Raw genomic sequence first — 14,350 nt, forward strand, 5'->3', positions numbered from 1 at the left:
TTCACACTTTCGGAGTTGTTCGCCCCGTCGTCACCTCCGGGGGGCTCGATGGCCACGCCCGGTTGCGGAACTGGTGACATGCCACTCGAGCCTCCCCGCACCGTCTCGCACCGCCCGCTGACCGTCGACGAGTACAGCGAGTGGAACACGGCCCAGCTCGCCCGCCAGGGGGTGACCCGGCGCAGCGTCCTGGCCGGGATCGCCGCCGGCGCCGGCGGTATCGCCCTCGCGCAGTTCGGCATCGCGAACGCCTCGTTCGCCGCCGCCGGCGGCACGCCGGGCACCAGCGGCGTCGTCGTGTCGGGCCGCCACCTCGCGTTCGTGAACGACCGGCACGGCCGTCCGGAGAACGCCATGGCGGTCACCGCGCAGGTCGTGTCGAGGACCGGCTCACTGCCGCGCGGCCTGCGGGCCTTCGTCGACGTCGGCACCGAACCCGGCCGCTACGGCCACCGCCTCGACGCCGACATCACGCACCTGGTCGGCCGGTACGCCATTCCGAACGGCCCGGTGGGCAGCCAGTTCTACGTGAAGGCCCGCATCGAGGGGCTGCGTCCCGACAGCGTGTACCACTACCGGATCCGGCTGTCGGACGGGACGCGGACCGGCGACGCGTACTTCACCACCGCCCCGGCGCGGACGGTCGGGCGCCACCACCGCGTCGCGGACGAGTTCACGTTCACCGCCTTCGCCGACGTCGGCACCAACAACGCGCCCACCGACCCGAAGTACGCATGGGGCAACGACCCCGCGACGGTGACCGCCAACGGCGGCACGTGGCCGAAGGGCGTCTTCGACAACAACTACTACGCGGCCACCGACCCGATCGCCGGCGCGAACGGGACCGACCTCACGCCGGCACGCTCGATGACGTTCCAGATGGCTTCGCAGCGGCCGGTGTTCACGCTGCTGGCCGGCGACATCTGCTACGCCGACCCCTCCGGCTCGGGCCTGCCGGCCGACGACACGCAGCCCACCCCGCCGGGCAAGAACGCCTACAACCCCTACGTATGGGACGTCTTCCTCGACCAGATCGAGAGCCAAGCGGCGTTCACGCCGTGGATGTTCGCCACCGGCAACCACGACATGGAGCCGCTCTACGGCGACACCGAGCAGCTCGGCGGCAGCCCGTCGCACGGCTACGGCGGCCACGCGAAGCGGCTCGACCTGCCGAAGAACGGGCCTCGTTCCTGCCCGTCCGTCTACAGCTTCGTGTACGCGAACGTGGCCGTCATCTCGGTCGACGCCAACGACCTGTCCGCCGAGATCCAGACGAACACCGGCTACTCCGACGGCGCCCAGCTGAAGTGGCTCGAGGACACCCTGAAGGAGTGGCGGACGAACCCGCACGTCGCGCCGGGCATCGACTTCGTCGTCGCGTTCTTCCACCACTGCGCGTACTCGACGACAAACAACCACGCGTCGGACGGTGGCGTGCGCGCCGCGCTGGACCCGCTGTTCTCGACGTACCAGGTCGACCTGGTCGTGCAGGGCCACAACCACCTCTTCGAGCGCACCGACCCGATCCGGAACGGGAGGAAGACCCGTGACGCGCCGGACGGCTCGACGATCCGTCCCGCGGTCGACGGTGTCACCTACATCTGCGCCGGCTCCGGCGGACGTCCGCGGTACCCGTTCCGGCCCGCGCCGAGCGATGCCGCGCCGGCGGCGCCCGGCACCACGCCGTCCGGCCCCACCGCCCTCGCCGAGGGCCAGCGCTACCGCGGCTACCGCCCGGCCGGCGGCGCGAACACGTCCGAGAACAACACCGAGAACGTCCTGAACAGCTACGTCTGGTCGTTCGACGGCAGCGCCGTGAACGCGGCGGGATACCGGGCGGGCACGAAGGTGCCCGAGGCGGTCGACTGGTCGCAGGTGCGCTACGACGCGTACGCCTTCATCGCCGTGGACGTGAAGCCGGCCGCGCCGGGCCGCACCACGACGTTCACGATCCGCACCCTCGCCGACGCCCTGCCGGGTACGAACGAGCAGTTCAGCGAGATCGACCGCATCACCCTGAAGCGCATCGCCGGTGACGGTGCGATCAGGCGCACACCGCACCGTCACTGACGAACGTGTCGCATGTCGCTGCGCCGTGGGTAAATCCACGGCGTGGCGGCACGGTCGACGAAAGCAGCGGACCTCATCGAGACGCTGTACGAGGATCCGCAGGAGTGCGCGCGCATCGCGAACCTCACGTACGTCAGCACCGACGAACCGGGGATGACGCGCAAGCGCCGCGGCAAGGGCTTCACCTACCAGGACGACAAGGGCGTCACCGTCGTCGACGTCGAGGTGCGCGAGCGCATCAAGAAGCTCGCGATCCCTCCCGCGTGGCAGGACGTCTGGATCTGCACGCTGCCGGACGGCCACCTGCTGGCCGTCGGTGACGACGAGCGCGGCCGGCGCCAGTACATCTACCACGAGCGCTGGCGTTCGATCCGTGACCAGCTGAACTTCTACCGGCTCATCGGGTTCGCGGCCGCGTTGCCGTTGATCCGGGCGGACGTCGACAAGCAGCTGCGGCGCCGCACGCTCGACCGCGACCGGGTCGCCGGCGCGATGCTGCGCATCATCGACGTGGCGGGGTTCCGCGTCGGCAACGAGGCGTACGCCGAGGAGAACGACAGCTACGGCCTCACCACCCTGACGAAGAAGCACGTCAAGGTGCGCGGCACGAAGGTCGACTTCCGGTTCCGGGCCAAGTCGGGCAAGCAGGCCGAGGTCACGGTCGACGACGGTGGCGTGGCCCGGGTCGTCGAGGCCCTCGCCGAACGACGGGGCCGCCGGTTGTTCGCCGTCGACGGTGAGCCGATCGGGTCGGACGAGGTCAACGAGCGGTTGGCGGAACTGTCGGGCACGCACCTGACGGCGAAGGACTTCCGGACGTGGAACGGCACCGTGACCGCCTTCCGGCACCTGCGGGCGCACCTGCCGAAGGGCGAGCAGACACAGAAGGACGCCGACACCCACGTGCTGGCGGCCATTGACGCGGCCTCGCTCAAACTGGGCAACACTCGATCGGTGTGCCGGGCGCACTACGTGCATCCCGAGGTCGTGGCCGGCTACACGTCCGGCGAGCTCGCCCGTTTCCTGCGCGGCAAGCGTGACCGGGGCGGCAACTACCTCGATGCGGACGAGCGCCTGCTGACCTCGTACCTCAGCCGCTGCCTCGAGGCGCGGGCGGGCGAGCTGTTCACGTGAGCGCGGTCTGGGTCAAGAACGACCCGTCCCCGCTCGAGGCGGCCGGCCTGCGCTGGCTGGCCGACGCCGGTGCGCGCGTGCCCGCCATCGTCTCGTCGTCGCCGCAGCGGCTGGAGTTGCAGCGCATCGAGTCCGGGTCCCTCGACGCCGCGGGGGAGGAGGAGCTCGGACGGATGCTCGCCACGGTGCACTCGGCGGGTGCGCCGCACTTCGGGTCGCTGCCCGCGCCGGGACGGTTCCTCGTCGGGCGCTGCGAGTTGGAGTCGCCCGAGGGCGACGACTGGAACACCTACTACCTCGAGCACCGCTGCCTGCCTTTGGCCAGGCGGGTCGGTCTCGAGCGGGAGGTGGCGGCCGTCCGCGTCGAGGCGCCGGTCGAGCCCGTCGCCCGGTTGCACGGCGACCTCTGGAGCGGCAACGTGCTCGCCGACCGGGACGGGCGTCCGTGGCTCATCGACCCGGCCGCCTACGGCGGTCACCGCGAGCTGGACCTCGCCATGCTCGAGCTCTTCGGACGCCTTCCGCAACGCACCGTCTCCGCCTACGACGAGGTCGCGCCCCTGGACCCGGAGTGGCGCGAGCGCATCGGCCTGTGGCAGCTGTTCCCGCTGCTCGTGCACGCGGTGCTCTTCGGTGGCGGTTATGCCGCACGGGCGCGTGACGTCTCCCGGCGGTACACCCGCTGAGCGACGGCCGGCGCGCCGTCGATCCCGCCCGGTGCCTCGAGGTTGCGGTGGGGACGGCGCGGGTAGGCAGACGCGCATGGCCACCACTCGCGACGCCGTCGTCGCCGCTGCCCTGGCCGGTGCCGCCGGCGGCTGCCGCACGTTCACCGGCATCGCCGCGCTCGCCGCGGCGACACCGCCCGACCCCGCCGAGCTGCCCGACCGCGTGCTGGCCCACCCCGCGACGAAGGCCGTGCTCGGCCTCGCCGCACTGGGCGAGTACGTCGGCGACAAGCTGCCGCAGGCACCGAGCCGGTTGCAGGTTCCCGGCCTCGCCGGCCGGCTCGCGTTCGGGGCGGTGTCGGGCCTGGTCGCGGCGCGCCGGCGACCGTACGTCGAGCCATCCGGGCCGCCCGGGGAGCCCGTCGCCCCGGGTCCGGTCACCGACGGACGGGTGCGCGACGCCGTCTGCGTCGTGGTCGCGACCGCGGCGGCCGGTGCCGCCGCCTGGCTCGGCGCGCGTGCGCGGGGCGCGGCCGCGCCCCGGTTGGGTCGCGACTGGCCGGTCGCCGTGGTCGAGGACGCGGTCGCGATCGGCCTCGCCACCCGGGCGGGCGCCCTCGTCAGCTGACGAGCAGGTCCGCCACGACGGGCCAGTGGTCGCTGGGCAACCGCCCGTGCGGACGGGAGTGGTCGATGCGGCCGCCCGTGACCTCGACACCCGGACCGGCGAGCACGTGGTCGATGCGCACCCGGTCGCGGGCCCCGGTGAACCCGTGCTCGGTGCCGCCGGAGACGGTCGCCAGCGCGTCGGTGAACCCGGCGTCGAGCAGGATGCGGACGGGCGGGTCCTGCGCGGGCGCGTTGAGGTCGCCCACCACCACCCACGGCCGGTCGGGCTCATCGCGGGTCCAGCGGACGATCAGCTCGGCGCCGTGCTCGCGCGCCTCGGGCCGCGAGTGGTCCAGGTGGGTGTTCACGACGCCGAGGCGCGCGTCGCCGCGCCGCAACCGCACCAGGGTCGCGACACGCGGGTGCACCGCGCCCCACCCGGTCGAGCCGGGCACGTCCGGGGTGGGGGAGAGCCACCGTGTCTCGTGCGACTCGACCCGCCACTCGCCCGCACGCACGAGGACTGCGGCGTGCTCGCCCCCGCCGTCCGCGTCGCGTCCGTCGCCGACGAGCGTGTCGGACGCGAAGTCGTGCCGCAGGTCGCGCAGCTGCCCGGGGCGCACCTCCTGCAGCCCGACGACGTCGGCGTCCAGTGCGCGCAGCGAGGCGACGAAGGCTCGCCGCCGCAGCAACCAGTGGTTGCGCCCGTCCATGCCGGTCGACGTGCGGACGTTGAACGACGCGACGCGGACCGCAACTGGTGTCACAGGGTCCGACGGTAGCGGCGCTCCGTGACGGCCGTCCCCGCGAGCGTGTCCTGCTTGGCCGCGCCGTCCGGCTGCCACCCGGCGCGCGAGTAGAAGCGTTCGGCGCGCTCGTTGCCGACGAGCACCCACAGGATCGCGGCACGGTCGCCGTGGGCGCGCAGTCCGCCGACGGCGGCGGCCATGAGCGCCCGGCCGACGCCCGTGCTCCAGGCGGCCGGGTCGACGTAGATGGCGTGCAGTTCGCCCGTCCCAGGGTCGGCGTCGTCGTCACGGTTCGCGCCGAAGGCGGCGAAGCCGAGCACCGTCGGCCCGTCCACCGCGACCACGGTCGGGGACGGCGCGCGCGCGATCCTGCACGCCGTCCGGGACGTTGACAACACGCACCCGGGCTGGTCCGATGCACTCGGACAAGAGGTACATACCTGTACGAAAGGGATGTCATGTGCTCGGATGACGACGCGATCGATCTCGCCGCACCTCCGAGCCGGCGCGCCTTTCTCGCCGGCGCCGCGGCCGCCGCCCTCGGTGTGACGGCGCTCGGCTCGCTCGCCGCCGCGCCGCCCGCCGAGGCGGTGCAGGTGCGCCTCACCTGGCTGCCCGACGTGCTGCGCGCCGAGGGCTGCACGGTGATCGAGCAGGGTGACTGGCTCGATCGCAGCCGGCCGACGGGTGACTTCACGCCCTACGGCGTGCTGCTGCACCACACCGCGGGCGGCGTCGACGCCTCGTCGTCGAACCCGGCTCCGACGCTGAACACCGTGATCGACGGACGGTCGGACCTCGCCGGCCCGCTGTGCCACATCCTGATCGACCGGAACGGCGCGTGCCGCCTCATCGCGGGCGGACGGGCCAACCACGCGGGCGAGGCGCGGGCCAGCGGGCCGATGCCGGCCGGTGACGGCAACACCCTCTTCGTGGGCATCGAGATCGACTACAACGCCACCGGCGTCGACACCGGGCAGCACCCGAGCAGCGCGCAGCGCGAGGCCGCCGTCGCCGCCGCCACGGCGATCGTGCGCCACTACGGCAACGACGGCAGCTACGTGCGCGCCCACCGGGAGACGAGCGTGACCGGCAAGATCGATCCGTCGTTCTTCGACATGGACACCGTGCGCGCGCAGGTGAACGCGCGCCTGTAACCGGGAATGTCGGGCACCGTCGCCGACTTACCGCTCACATGGCAACGATCGGATTCATCGGAAGCGGAAACATCGGCGGCACCGTCGCACGGCTGGCCGTGGCTGCCGGCCACGACGTGGTCGTGTCGAACTCGCGGGGTCCCGAGACCCTCGCCGACCTCGTGACCGAGCTCGGTCCGCGGGCCCGCGCCGCCACGGCGGCGGAGGCGGCCGCGGCGGGCGATCTCGTGGTGGTGAGCGTGCCCCTGAAGGCGTACGACCAGGTGCCCGTCGAGCCGCTGGCCGGCAAGACGGTCATCGACACGAACAACTACTACTTCGAGCGGGACGGCCGCATCGCCGAACTGGACGAGAAGCGCGTGACGACCAGCGGCATGCTGCAACGTCACCTGCCGACGTCACACGTGGTCAAGGCGTTCAACAACATCTACTTCCAGTACCTCGGCTCGATGGCGCGGCCGGCCGGTGACCCCGATCGCGCGGTCCTGCTGATCGCGGGCGACGAGGCCGAGGCCAAGCAGGAGGCGACCCGCTTCATCGACAGCCTGGGCTACGACGTCCACGACACGGGCACCCTGGATGACAGCTGGCGCTTCGAACGCGATCAGCCCGCCTACACGCTGGCGTACTCCGAGCACGGGGACTTCACCCAGCCCCCGGTGCGCCGCGACGGGGCCGAGCTCGAGCAGCTGCTGGCCCGCGGCACCCGCTGATCCTGCGTGGCTGCGAGGATGGGGGCATGGCTGACATCCGGGTCATCGAAGCCCCGCCGCCGCCCCCGTCCCTCGCCCGGGTGCACGAACCGTCCGACCCGCCGGTGCGCGTCGGCGTCGTTCAGCACGCCTGGTCGCGGGACGGTCTGACCGACTGGCTCGCGGCCGCGGTCGACGCCGCCGCACGGCGCGGGGCCCGCATCGTCTTCCTGCCCGAGGTGACGCTGTCGCGCTACCCGGCCGACACGCTGCCCACGGGCGTGGCGAGCGAGACGGCCGAGGACCTCGGGACCGGTCCGACGGTTGCTTTTGCGCGGCGGTGCGCGAAAGCGTCCGACGTGTTCGTGCACACCTCGCTCTACCGGCGGGCGGACGGTGACGACGGCCTCGGGCTGAACACCGCGGTCGTGGTCGCGCCGTCGGGCGAGGTCGTCGCCCTCACCAACAAGCTGCACATCCCCGTGACGGCGGGCTACTACGAGGACAAGTACTTCCGCGCCGGGCCCGCGGGCCCGGACGACCCGTACCGCGTGCACGAGGTGGCGGGCCTTCGCCTCGGCATGCCCACGTGCTGGGACGAGTGGTTCCCCGAGGTCGCGCGGGCCTACTCGCTCGGCGGTGCGGACGTCGTCGTGTACCCGACGGCGATCGGGTCCGAGCCCGACCACCCCGACTTCGACACCCAGCCGCTGTGGCAGCAGGTGATCGTCGGCAACGGCATCGCCAACGGCCTGTTCATGGTGGTGCCGAACCGCACCGGCACCGAGACGAAACCCGACGGCACGCCCGGCAACACGTTCTACGGCTCGTCGTTCGTGTCGGACCCCTACGGCCGCGTGCTCGTGCAGGCACCCCGGGACGAGCCGTGCGTGCTGGTCGCCGATCTCGACCTCGCCCAACGGCGGGACTGGCTCGACCTGTTCCCGTTCCTGCGCACCCGGCGTCCCGACACGTACGCGCCCCTCGTCAGCCCGGTCGATCCCGACCACCCCTACGGGGGCGGCGCGTGACCTGGACGATGCCGCACGAGGGCGACCCGCAGAGCCGGTTGTGGCTCGCGTGGCCGTCGCAGGGCTACACGCTCGGCGACACGGCCGCCGATGCCGAGGTCGCGCGCACCACGTGGGCGGCGGTCGCCAACGCCGCGTCCGACTACGAGCCGGTCACCGTCGTCGCGCGTCCCGCCGACGCCGCGCTCGCCCGCGAGTACCTGTCGGCGTCGATCGAGATCCGTGAGCGCGAGATCGACGACGCGTGGATCCGCGACTCGGGACCCACCTTCGTGCGCGACGGTGACCGCCTGGGTGCCGTCACCTGGGTCTTCAACGGCTGGGGACAGCAGGAGTGGGCGTCGTGGGACCACGACGCCACCCTCGGCCCCGCGGTCGCCGACTGGTCGGGCGCCGAGCGCGTCGACTCCGACCTCGTGAACGAGGGCGGCGGCCTCCACGTCGACGGCCTCGGCACCGTGCTCGTCACCGAGACGGTGCAGCTCGATCCCGGACGCAATCCGTCGCTGTCGAAGGCGGACGTCGACGCCGAACTGGCGCGCACCCTCGGCGTCACCCGGGTGATCTGGCTGCCCCGCGGACTCACCCGCGACTCCGACACCTACGGCACCCGCGGCCACGTCGACATCGTCGCCACCTTCCCGTCGCCCGGTCGCGTGCTGCTGCACGACCAGCGGGACGAGGGACATCCCGACCACGCCGTCACGGCCGAGATCCGCGCCGTGCTGCGCGACGCGATCGACGCGCGCGGCGAGCACCTCGAGATCGTCGACCTGCCCGCCCCGCAGGTGCTGCGGGACGAGGGCGGCTTCGTCGACTTCAGCTACGTCAACCACGTGCTGGTCAACGGCGCCGTCATCGCCTGCGGTTTCGACGACCCCCACGACGCCGACGCGACGGCGATCCTGCGCGACGCCTACCCGGGCCGTGACCTCGTCACCGTCGACGCCCGTCCGCTGTTCGAACGCGGCGGCGGCGTTCACTGCATCACCCAGCAGCAGCCGGCGGTCTGAGCGCGAGGTAGGCGTCCTCGAGCAGCTCGGCGACGACCTCGCGGGTCGCCCGCTCGAGGTGGACCAGGACCGCGGGGTAGCCGGCGAGGTGCGGGATGGTGAACACCGTGCCGGGATGGGCGGCGAGTGCGGCCTCGGTCTCGTTCAGGTCGGCCAGGGCGACCGCGAGGATCTCGCCCTGCGGCACCGGGTCGTCACCGAAGCGCCGGACGTCGGCCTTGCTGAACGGACGGTCCCATGCGAACCGCGCGGGTTTCGGCCGGCCGGTCGGGACCGCCCAGGCCCGGTGGCCGTAGCTCTCGGTCTCGACGACGCCGGGGAACGCGAGCGCGAGGGCGGCGACGTCGTCCATCGACAGGTGCGGCATCACGGGTCTCCCGTTCAGAGGTCGAGGTGCGCGCCCATGACGATCGTCCGATCGATGGGCAGTTCGAAGTTGAGAGCCGGGTTGGCCGCGTTGTGCGCGAGGCCGATGAACAGCCGCTTCTGCCAGGTGGACAGCCCCTCGGCGTCACCGCGCTCGATGGTCAACCGCGACAGGAAGTACGTGACCAGGTTCGGGTCGAAGTCGAGTTCGTCGGTGCGCCCCACGGCCAGGCGCAGCATCTCGGGGATGTCCTGGTCGTCCTGGAAGCCGAAGCGCATGTCGATGTGCGTGATGCCGTCGTCGGCGTGCACGAGCGGGTCGATGCGCAGCCGTTCCTCGATCGGTACGTAGGGGACGTTCAGCGACGTGACCGTCACCAGGATGACCGTCTCGTGCAGCACCTTGTTGAACTCGACGTTCTGCCGCAGCGCGATGGGGGTCGTCTTCTTGGTCGGGTGCGGGAACACGGCGGCGCCGGGCACACGGGGCATGTCGGTGTCGTGCAGTTCGTCGATGAACTTCTGCAGCGGCCCCTCCATCTCGACGCGACGCTTCGTGACGATGCGCCGGCCCTCCTGCCACGTGACCATCACCGTGATGACGACGACCGCGATGACCAGCGGCAGCCAGCCGCCGTGCGCGACCTTCGTGATGTTGGCGGCGAAGAAGGCGATCTCGACGACGCCGAGCACGAAACCCAGCGCGACGAGCCGCCACAGGGCCCAGTGCCAGATCGTCCGCGCCACGATGAGGAACAGCGCCGACGTCGTGAGGAACGTGCCGGTGACGGCGAGGCCGTAGGCGGTCGCCAGCTTGTCCGACGACCTGAACGCCAGCATGAGCACCAGCACGCTGCCGAAGATCAGCCAGTTGACCGCCGGCAGGTAGATCTGGCCGCTCTCGCGGGTCGAGGTGTGCCGCACCGTCAGGTTCGGCAGGTACCCGAGACGGACGGCCTGCCGGGTCACCGAGAACGCCCCCGAGATGACGGCCTGCGAGGCGATGACGGTGGCCGCGGTCGCGAGCACGACGAGGGGGAACCGTGCCCACGAGGGGGCCAGCAGGTAGAACGGGTTGGAGACCGCCTTCTCGTTGCCGAGCAGCAGCGCGCCCTGCCCGAGGTAGTTCAGCATCAGGCACGGGAAGGCGACGAAGAACCACGCCCGGCGGATCGGGGCACGTCCGAAGTGGCCCATGTCGGCGTACAGCGCCTCGGCGCCGGTGATCGCCAGCACGACCGCACCCAGCGCGATGAACGTGAGATACGGGTGGTCGGCGACGAACCCGACGATGTGGTGCGGCGACAGCGCGCCCAGGATCTCCGGTTCGCGCAGGATCTCGGGCAACCCCATGGCCGCCAGCGCCAGGAACCACACGATCATGATCGGCCCGAATGCCTTGCCGACGAGGTTGGTGCCGAACCGCTGCACGACGAACAGCACGGCCAGGATGGCGATGCCGATGGGCAGCACGGCGTCGGCGAGGCCGGGCTCGGCGATCTCGAGCCCCTCGACCGCCGACAGCACCGAGATGGCCGGGGTGATCACGCTGTCGCCGTAGAACAGCGACGCCCCGACGACGCCGAGCAGCAACGCGACGGCCACGAGGCTGCGGCGACCGGTGACGGCACCGTGCACGAGCGCGGCGAGGGCCATGACCCCGCCCTCGCCGTCGTTGTCGGCGCGCATGATGAAGACGACGTACTTGAACGACACGATCAGCGTGACCGACCAGAACACCAGCGAGATGACGCCGTAGACGTCACCCTCCGTGGGGGCGATCTTGCCGCCGTCGATCTGGAAGACCGTCTTCAGCGCGTACAGCGGGCTGGTGCCGATGTCGCCGAAGACGACCCCCAACGCCCCGACGGCCAGTCCGATCACGCCGGCGCCACGGGCGGACGGGTGGGACGCGGTACCCCGTGCGTTGGGCGCCGGGTCCTGGTGGTCGGGACCCTCGGCCGCGGTCTTCGCTGACTCCACGGCGGTGCCGCTGTCGTCGTTCACAGGGTCAGTGTGAACCCTCGGCGGTCGTGCCCACGTCGTCGGTGACCGTGATCGCGTGCACGATCCGGTCGCCGGCTCTCAGGTGCTCGCAGTGCACGTGGTCGTAGGGCAGGATCGCGCCGTCGCGCAGCACCGCCAGCACGGGCACGGCGAGGTCGAGCGGCGCTTTGCCGACCTCGTCCGGCCGGATCTGCCGCTCGGCGATGTCCAGGCCCACGCCGAAGGCGAGCAGGTCCTCGACGACGGCCACGGACTCCGGGCTGCTCGGGGCGAGACCCAGCAGCCGTCCGGTCGTCTCGGACGACACGATCACCGAGTTGGCGCCGCTCTGGCGCAGCAGGTCGGCGTTCTCGCCCTCCCGCGCGGACGCGGCGACGGTCGCGGTCGGGGTCAGCCGCCGCACCGTCAGCGTCGCGAGGATGGCCGCGTCGTCCCGGTCGAGAGCGATGATCACGGACGCTGCGCGGTCGGTGAGGGCCTGCCGCAACGTCTGCTCGGTGGTCGCGTCGCCGAGCACGGCGACGTGCCCGGCCTCGGTGGCGTCCTTGACGTTGGTGTGCTTCTCGTCCACCACGACGATGCGGTCGGCGGGCGTGCCTTTGAGCACCATGGCCCGCACCGCGTTGCGTCCCTTGGTGCCGTAGCCCAGGACGACGATGTGGTCGTGCACGCGCTTCCTCCACCGGGCATGCCGGAACTCGTGACGGGACTGCCGGGTCAGGGCGTTGATGGTCGTGCCGACCAGCAGGATGACGAACACCAGGCGCAGCGGCGTGACCACGATGGCGTTGATGGCCCGCGCCGTCGGCGTCACCGGCGTGATGTCGCCGTAGCCGGTCGTGGTGAGCGTGACCGTCGTGTAGTACAGCGCGTCGAGCACGGACACGTCCTGGTCGTAGCTGTCGCGGTACCCGCCGCGCTCGATGACGACCATGAGCCAGTTGACGAGGACGATGCCGATCGCGATCGCGAAGCGGATCGAGATGGCGACCAGCGGGCTGCGGATGCGTCCGCGTTCGGGCAGCCGGACGGGCGGCGGGGCGTTGTCGGGCACGTCAGCGCGCCGCGTAGAGCGAGTCGATGCGCTGGGCGTACCGGACGGCGATCGGGCGGCGCCGCAGCTTCATCGTCGGCGTGAGCTCGTCGCCGCCGGGTTCCCAGACGTCGGGCAGGATCTCGAACTTCTTGATCTGCTCCACCCGGGCCAGCTTCTGGTTCGCCGCGTCGATCGCGCTCGCGACGGCGTCGCGCACCGCGGGGTCGGCGGCCAGCGCCGCGACGTCGGTGCCGGCGAGGCCGTGCTGCCGCGCGAACGCGGCCGCGGCGTCGGGCTCGAGGGTGACGAGCGCGACGACGTAGGGACGGTCGTCGCCGACCGCGACCACGGAGCCCACCAGCGGCGACGCCGCCTTGACCGTGCCCTCGATGTTGGCCGGCGACATGTTCTTGCCGGACGCGTTGATCATCAGTTCCTTCTTGCGATCGACGATGCGGACGTAGCCGTCGTCGTCGATCGTGGCGATGTCGCCCGTGTGCAGCCAGCCGTCGGCGTCGACGGCCTCGGCCGTCCGCTCGGGGTCGTTGCGGTAGCCGCGCATCACCAACGGCCCGCGGACGAGCAGCTCGCCGTCGTCGGCCAGGCGCAGTTCGGCGTTGGGCACCGGCAGTCCGACGGTGCCGATGCGGATGCCGTCGGGAGGGTTGATCGTCACCGCGCAGGACAGCTCCGACATGCCCCACATCTCGCAGCACGGCAGGCCGAGGGCGAGCACGAAGGCCAGGGCGTCCGGGTCGATGGCCGCGGCGCCGGTGGCCGCGTACTCGACGCGGTCGAGCCCGAGGGCCGCGCGCACCTTCGAGAACACCAGCCGCTCGGCGAGTGCCTGCTGCGCCGCGAGCGGACGGGACACACGACCGCCGTCGGAGCGGAGCTTCGCGTACCGCACGCCGACGTCGAACGCCCACGTCGCGATGCGCCGCTTGAGCGGAGACCTCTCCGCCGCGAGCTGCGCCTCGATGCCGCCCTTGAGCTTGTACCAGACCTGGGGCACGGCTCCGAAGCGCGTGGGCCGCACCTGGGGCAGCGCCGTCACCAGTTGCTTGAGGTCGGCGAGCGCGACGACGTGCATGCCGGTGGCCAGGCTCGTGTAGTGGGCGCCCCACCGGTTCGCGATGTGGGCATCGGGGAGGTAGCTGATGATGACGTCGTCGGGACCCGGCAGCGAGATGCGCAGGGTGGAGTCGAGCTCGGCCATCAGGTTGGCGTGGGTGAGCTCGACACCCTTGGGCGGGCCGGTCGTGCCCGAGGTGTAGATGATCGTCAGCAGGTCGTCCGGGCGCACCGCGCGCCACGACGACTCGAAGTCCCACCCCTCCGGGCGGCGGGTCTCCAGCTCGGACAGGGCCACGACGTCGGCTTCGTCCGGCGCGTCGATGCACACCACGTGCTCGACGGCGGTTCCCGCCACGGCGGCGCGGACCCGGTCGAGGAACTGGCGCTCGGTGACGACGACCCGGTTGCCGGCATTGCCGAAGACGTAGGTGATCTGCTCGGGGGCGAGCGTGTTGTAGATCGAGAACGGGGTCGCCCCGGCGTGCAGTGCCGCGGTGTCGACGAGGTGGAACTCCGGCCGGTTGGCGAGCATCAGGCCGACGGTGTCGCCGCGGCCGACCTCGAGCGAGGCCAGGCCCGCCGCGATGGACTCGACGCGCTTCGCGTACTGCCGCCAGGTGAGCCGCACGCGCCCCTCGGGGTCGCTGACCGCCAGCCGGTGCGGGTGCCGGGCCGCCGTCGCCTGGAAGGTCTCGGTGAAGGTCGGCGCGAGCGCGGGGGCGGACACGCCCGGAGACTAAC

The 14,350-nt window shown here is 71.9% G+C and carries 14 protein-coding genes; 8 read left to right on the forward strand and 6 right to left on the reverse strand.

What is annotated here, in order from left to right:
* Positions 1-78 precede the first annotated feature (78 nt).
* The 4 genes from ACYVP9_RS02955 (at position 79) to ACYVP9_RS02970 (ending at position 4,500) form a co-directional block, all read left to right on the forward strand.
* Positions 79-2,070 carry a purple acid phosphatase family protein gene (locus tag ACYVP9_RS02955; protein ID WP_460603195.1) on the forward strand — a complete coding sequence of 664 codons (1,992 nt, stop codon included), beginning with the start codon at positions 79-81 and terminating at the stop codon, positions 2,068-2,070.
* A 42-nt stretch (positions 2,071-2,112) separates the two neighbouring features.
* Positions 2,113-3,204 (forward strand): DNA topoisomerase IB, encoded by a 1,092-nt coding sequence (locus ACYVP9_RS02960; protein ID WP_460603196.1) that lies wholly within the window; start codon positions 2,113-2,115, stop codon positions 3,202-3,204.
* Complete coding sequence (locus ACYVP9_RS02965) at positions 3,201-3,890, forward strand: fructosamine kinase family protein (RefSeq protein ID WP_460603197.1); 690 nt, start codon at positions 3,201-3,203, stop codon at positions 3,888-3,890. The genes ACYVP9_RS02960 and ACYVP9_RS02965 overlap by 4 nt, the downstream gene beginning before the upstream one ends.
* A 76-nt stretch (positions 3,891-3,966) precedes the next feature.
* The gene (locus ACYVP9_RS02970; RefSeq protein WP_460603198.1) at positions 3,967-4,500 is read left to right on the forward strand and encodes a hypothetical protein; all 534 of its coding nucleotides are present in this window, start codon (positions 3,967-3,969) and stop codon (positions 4,498-4,500) included.
* On the opposite strand, the gene ACYVP9_RS02975 is transcribed toward ACYVP9_RS02970, so the two are convergent.
* Both ACYVP9_RS02975 and ACYVP9_RS02980 read right to left on the reverse strand, forming a co-directional pair.
* Positions 4,493-5,248: an endonuclease/exonuclease/phosphatase family protein gene (locus ACYVP9_RS02975; RefSeq protein WP_460603199.1), complete on the reverse strand. Its 756-nt coding sequence runs from the start codon at positions 5,246-5,248 to the stop codon at positions 4,493-4,495. The genes ACYVP9_RS02970 and ACYVP9_RS02975 overlap by 8 nt on opposite strands.
* On the reverse strand, positions 5,245-5,628 hold the full coding sequence (locus tag ACYVP9_RS02980; RefSeq protein ID WP_460603200.1) for a GNAT family N-acetyltransferase: 384 nt from the start codon (positions 5,626-5,628) through the stop codon (positions 5,245-5,247). The genes ACYVP9_RS02975 and ACYVP9_RS02980 overlap by 4 nt, the downstream gene beginning before the upstream one ends.
* 60 nt (positions 5,629-5,688) lie before the next feature.
* Between ACYVP9_RS02980 and ACYVP9_RS02985 the strand changes: the two genes are divergently transcribed.
* From ACYVP9_RS02985 to ACYVP9_RS03000, 4 genes are read left to right on the forward strand one after another with little or no spacing between them, the layout of a single operon-like run.
* Positions 5,689-6,387 carry a peptidoglycan recognition protein family protein gene (locus tag ACYVP9_RS02985; protein ID WP_460603201.1) on the forward strand — a complete coding sequence of 233 codons (699 nt, stop codon included), beginning with the start codon at positions 5,689-5,691 and terminating at the stop codon, positions 6,385-6,387.
* 38 nt (positions 6,388-6,425) lie between these two features.
* On the forward strand, positions 6,426-7,100 hold the full coding sequence (locus ACYVP9_RS02990) for an NADPH-dependent F420 reductase (protein ID WP_460603202.1): 675 nt from the start codon (positions 6,426-6,428) through the stop codon (positions 7,098-7,100).
* Between the two features lie 35 nt (positions 7,101-7,135).
* Entirely contained in the window at positions 7,136-8,110 is a 975-nt protein-coding gene (locus tag ACYVP9_RS02995; RefSeq protein ID WP_460604278.1) for a nitrilase-related carbon-nitrogen hydrolase, read from the forward strand.
* Positions 8,107-9,123, forward strand: coding sequence for an agmatine deiminase family protein (locus tag ACYVP9_RS03000; RefSeq protein WP_460603203.1), 1,017 nt, complete (start codon positions 8,107-8,109; stop codon positions 9,121-9,123). The genes ACYVP9_RS02995 and ACYVP9_RS03000 overlap by 4 nt, the downstream gene beginning before the upstream one ends.
* On the opposite strand, the gene ACYVP9_RS03005 is transcribed toward ACYVP9_RS03000, so the two are convergent.
* Genes ACYVP9_RS03005 through ACYVP9_RS03020 form a run of 4 tightly spaced genes read right to left on the reverse strand, consistent with a single transcriptional unit; the run spans position 9,098 to position 14,336 of the window.
* A complete protein-coding gene (locus ACYVP9_RS03005; protein ID WP_460603204.1) occupies positions 9,098-9,490 on the reverse strand; it encodes a hypothetical protein in 393 nt (130 codons plus the stop codon). The two genes, ACYVP9_RS03000 and ACYVP9_RS03005, sit on opposite strands and share 26 nt — an antisense overlap.
* A 14-nt stretch (positions 9,491-9,504) precedes the next feature.
* Positions 9,505-11,496 carry a potassium transporter Kup gene (locus ACYVP9_RS03010; protein ID WP_460603205.1) on the reverse strand — a complete coding sequence of 664 codons (1,992 nt, stop codon included), beginning with the start codon at positions 11,494-11,496 and terminating at the stop codon, positions 9,505-9,507.
* A 4-nt stretch (positions 11,497-11,500) separates the two neighbouring features.
* Positions 11,501-12,550: a potassium channel family protein gene (locus ACYVP9_RS03015; protein ID WP_460603206.1), complete on the reverse strand. Its 1,050-nt coding sequence runs from the start codon at positions 12,548-12,550 to the stop codon at positions 11,501-11,503.
* Position 12,551: 1 nt separating this feature from the next.
* Complete coding sequence (locus tag ACYVP9_RS03020; RefSeq protein WP_460603207.1) at positions 12,552-14,336, reverse strand: AMP-dependent synthetase/ligase; 1,785 nt, start codon at positions 14,334-14,336, stop codon at positions 12,552-12,554.
* Positions 14,337-14,350: the final 14 nt, after the last annotated feature.

The organism is Jatrophihabitans fulvus, assembly GCF_054781375.1.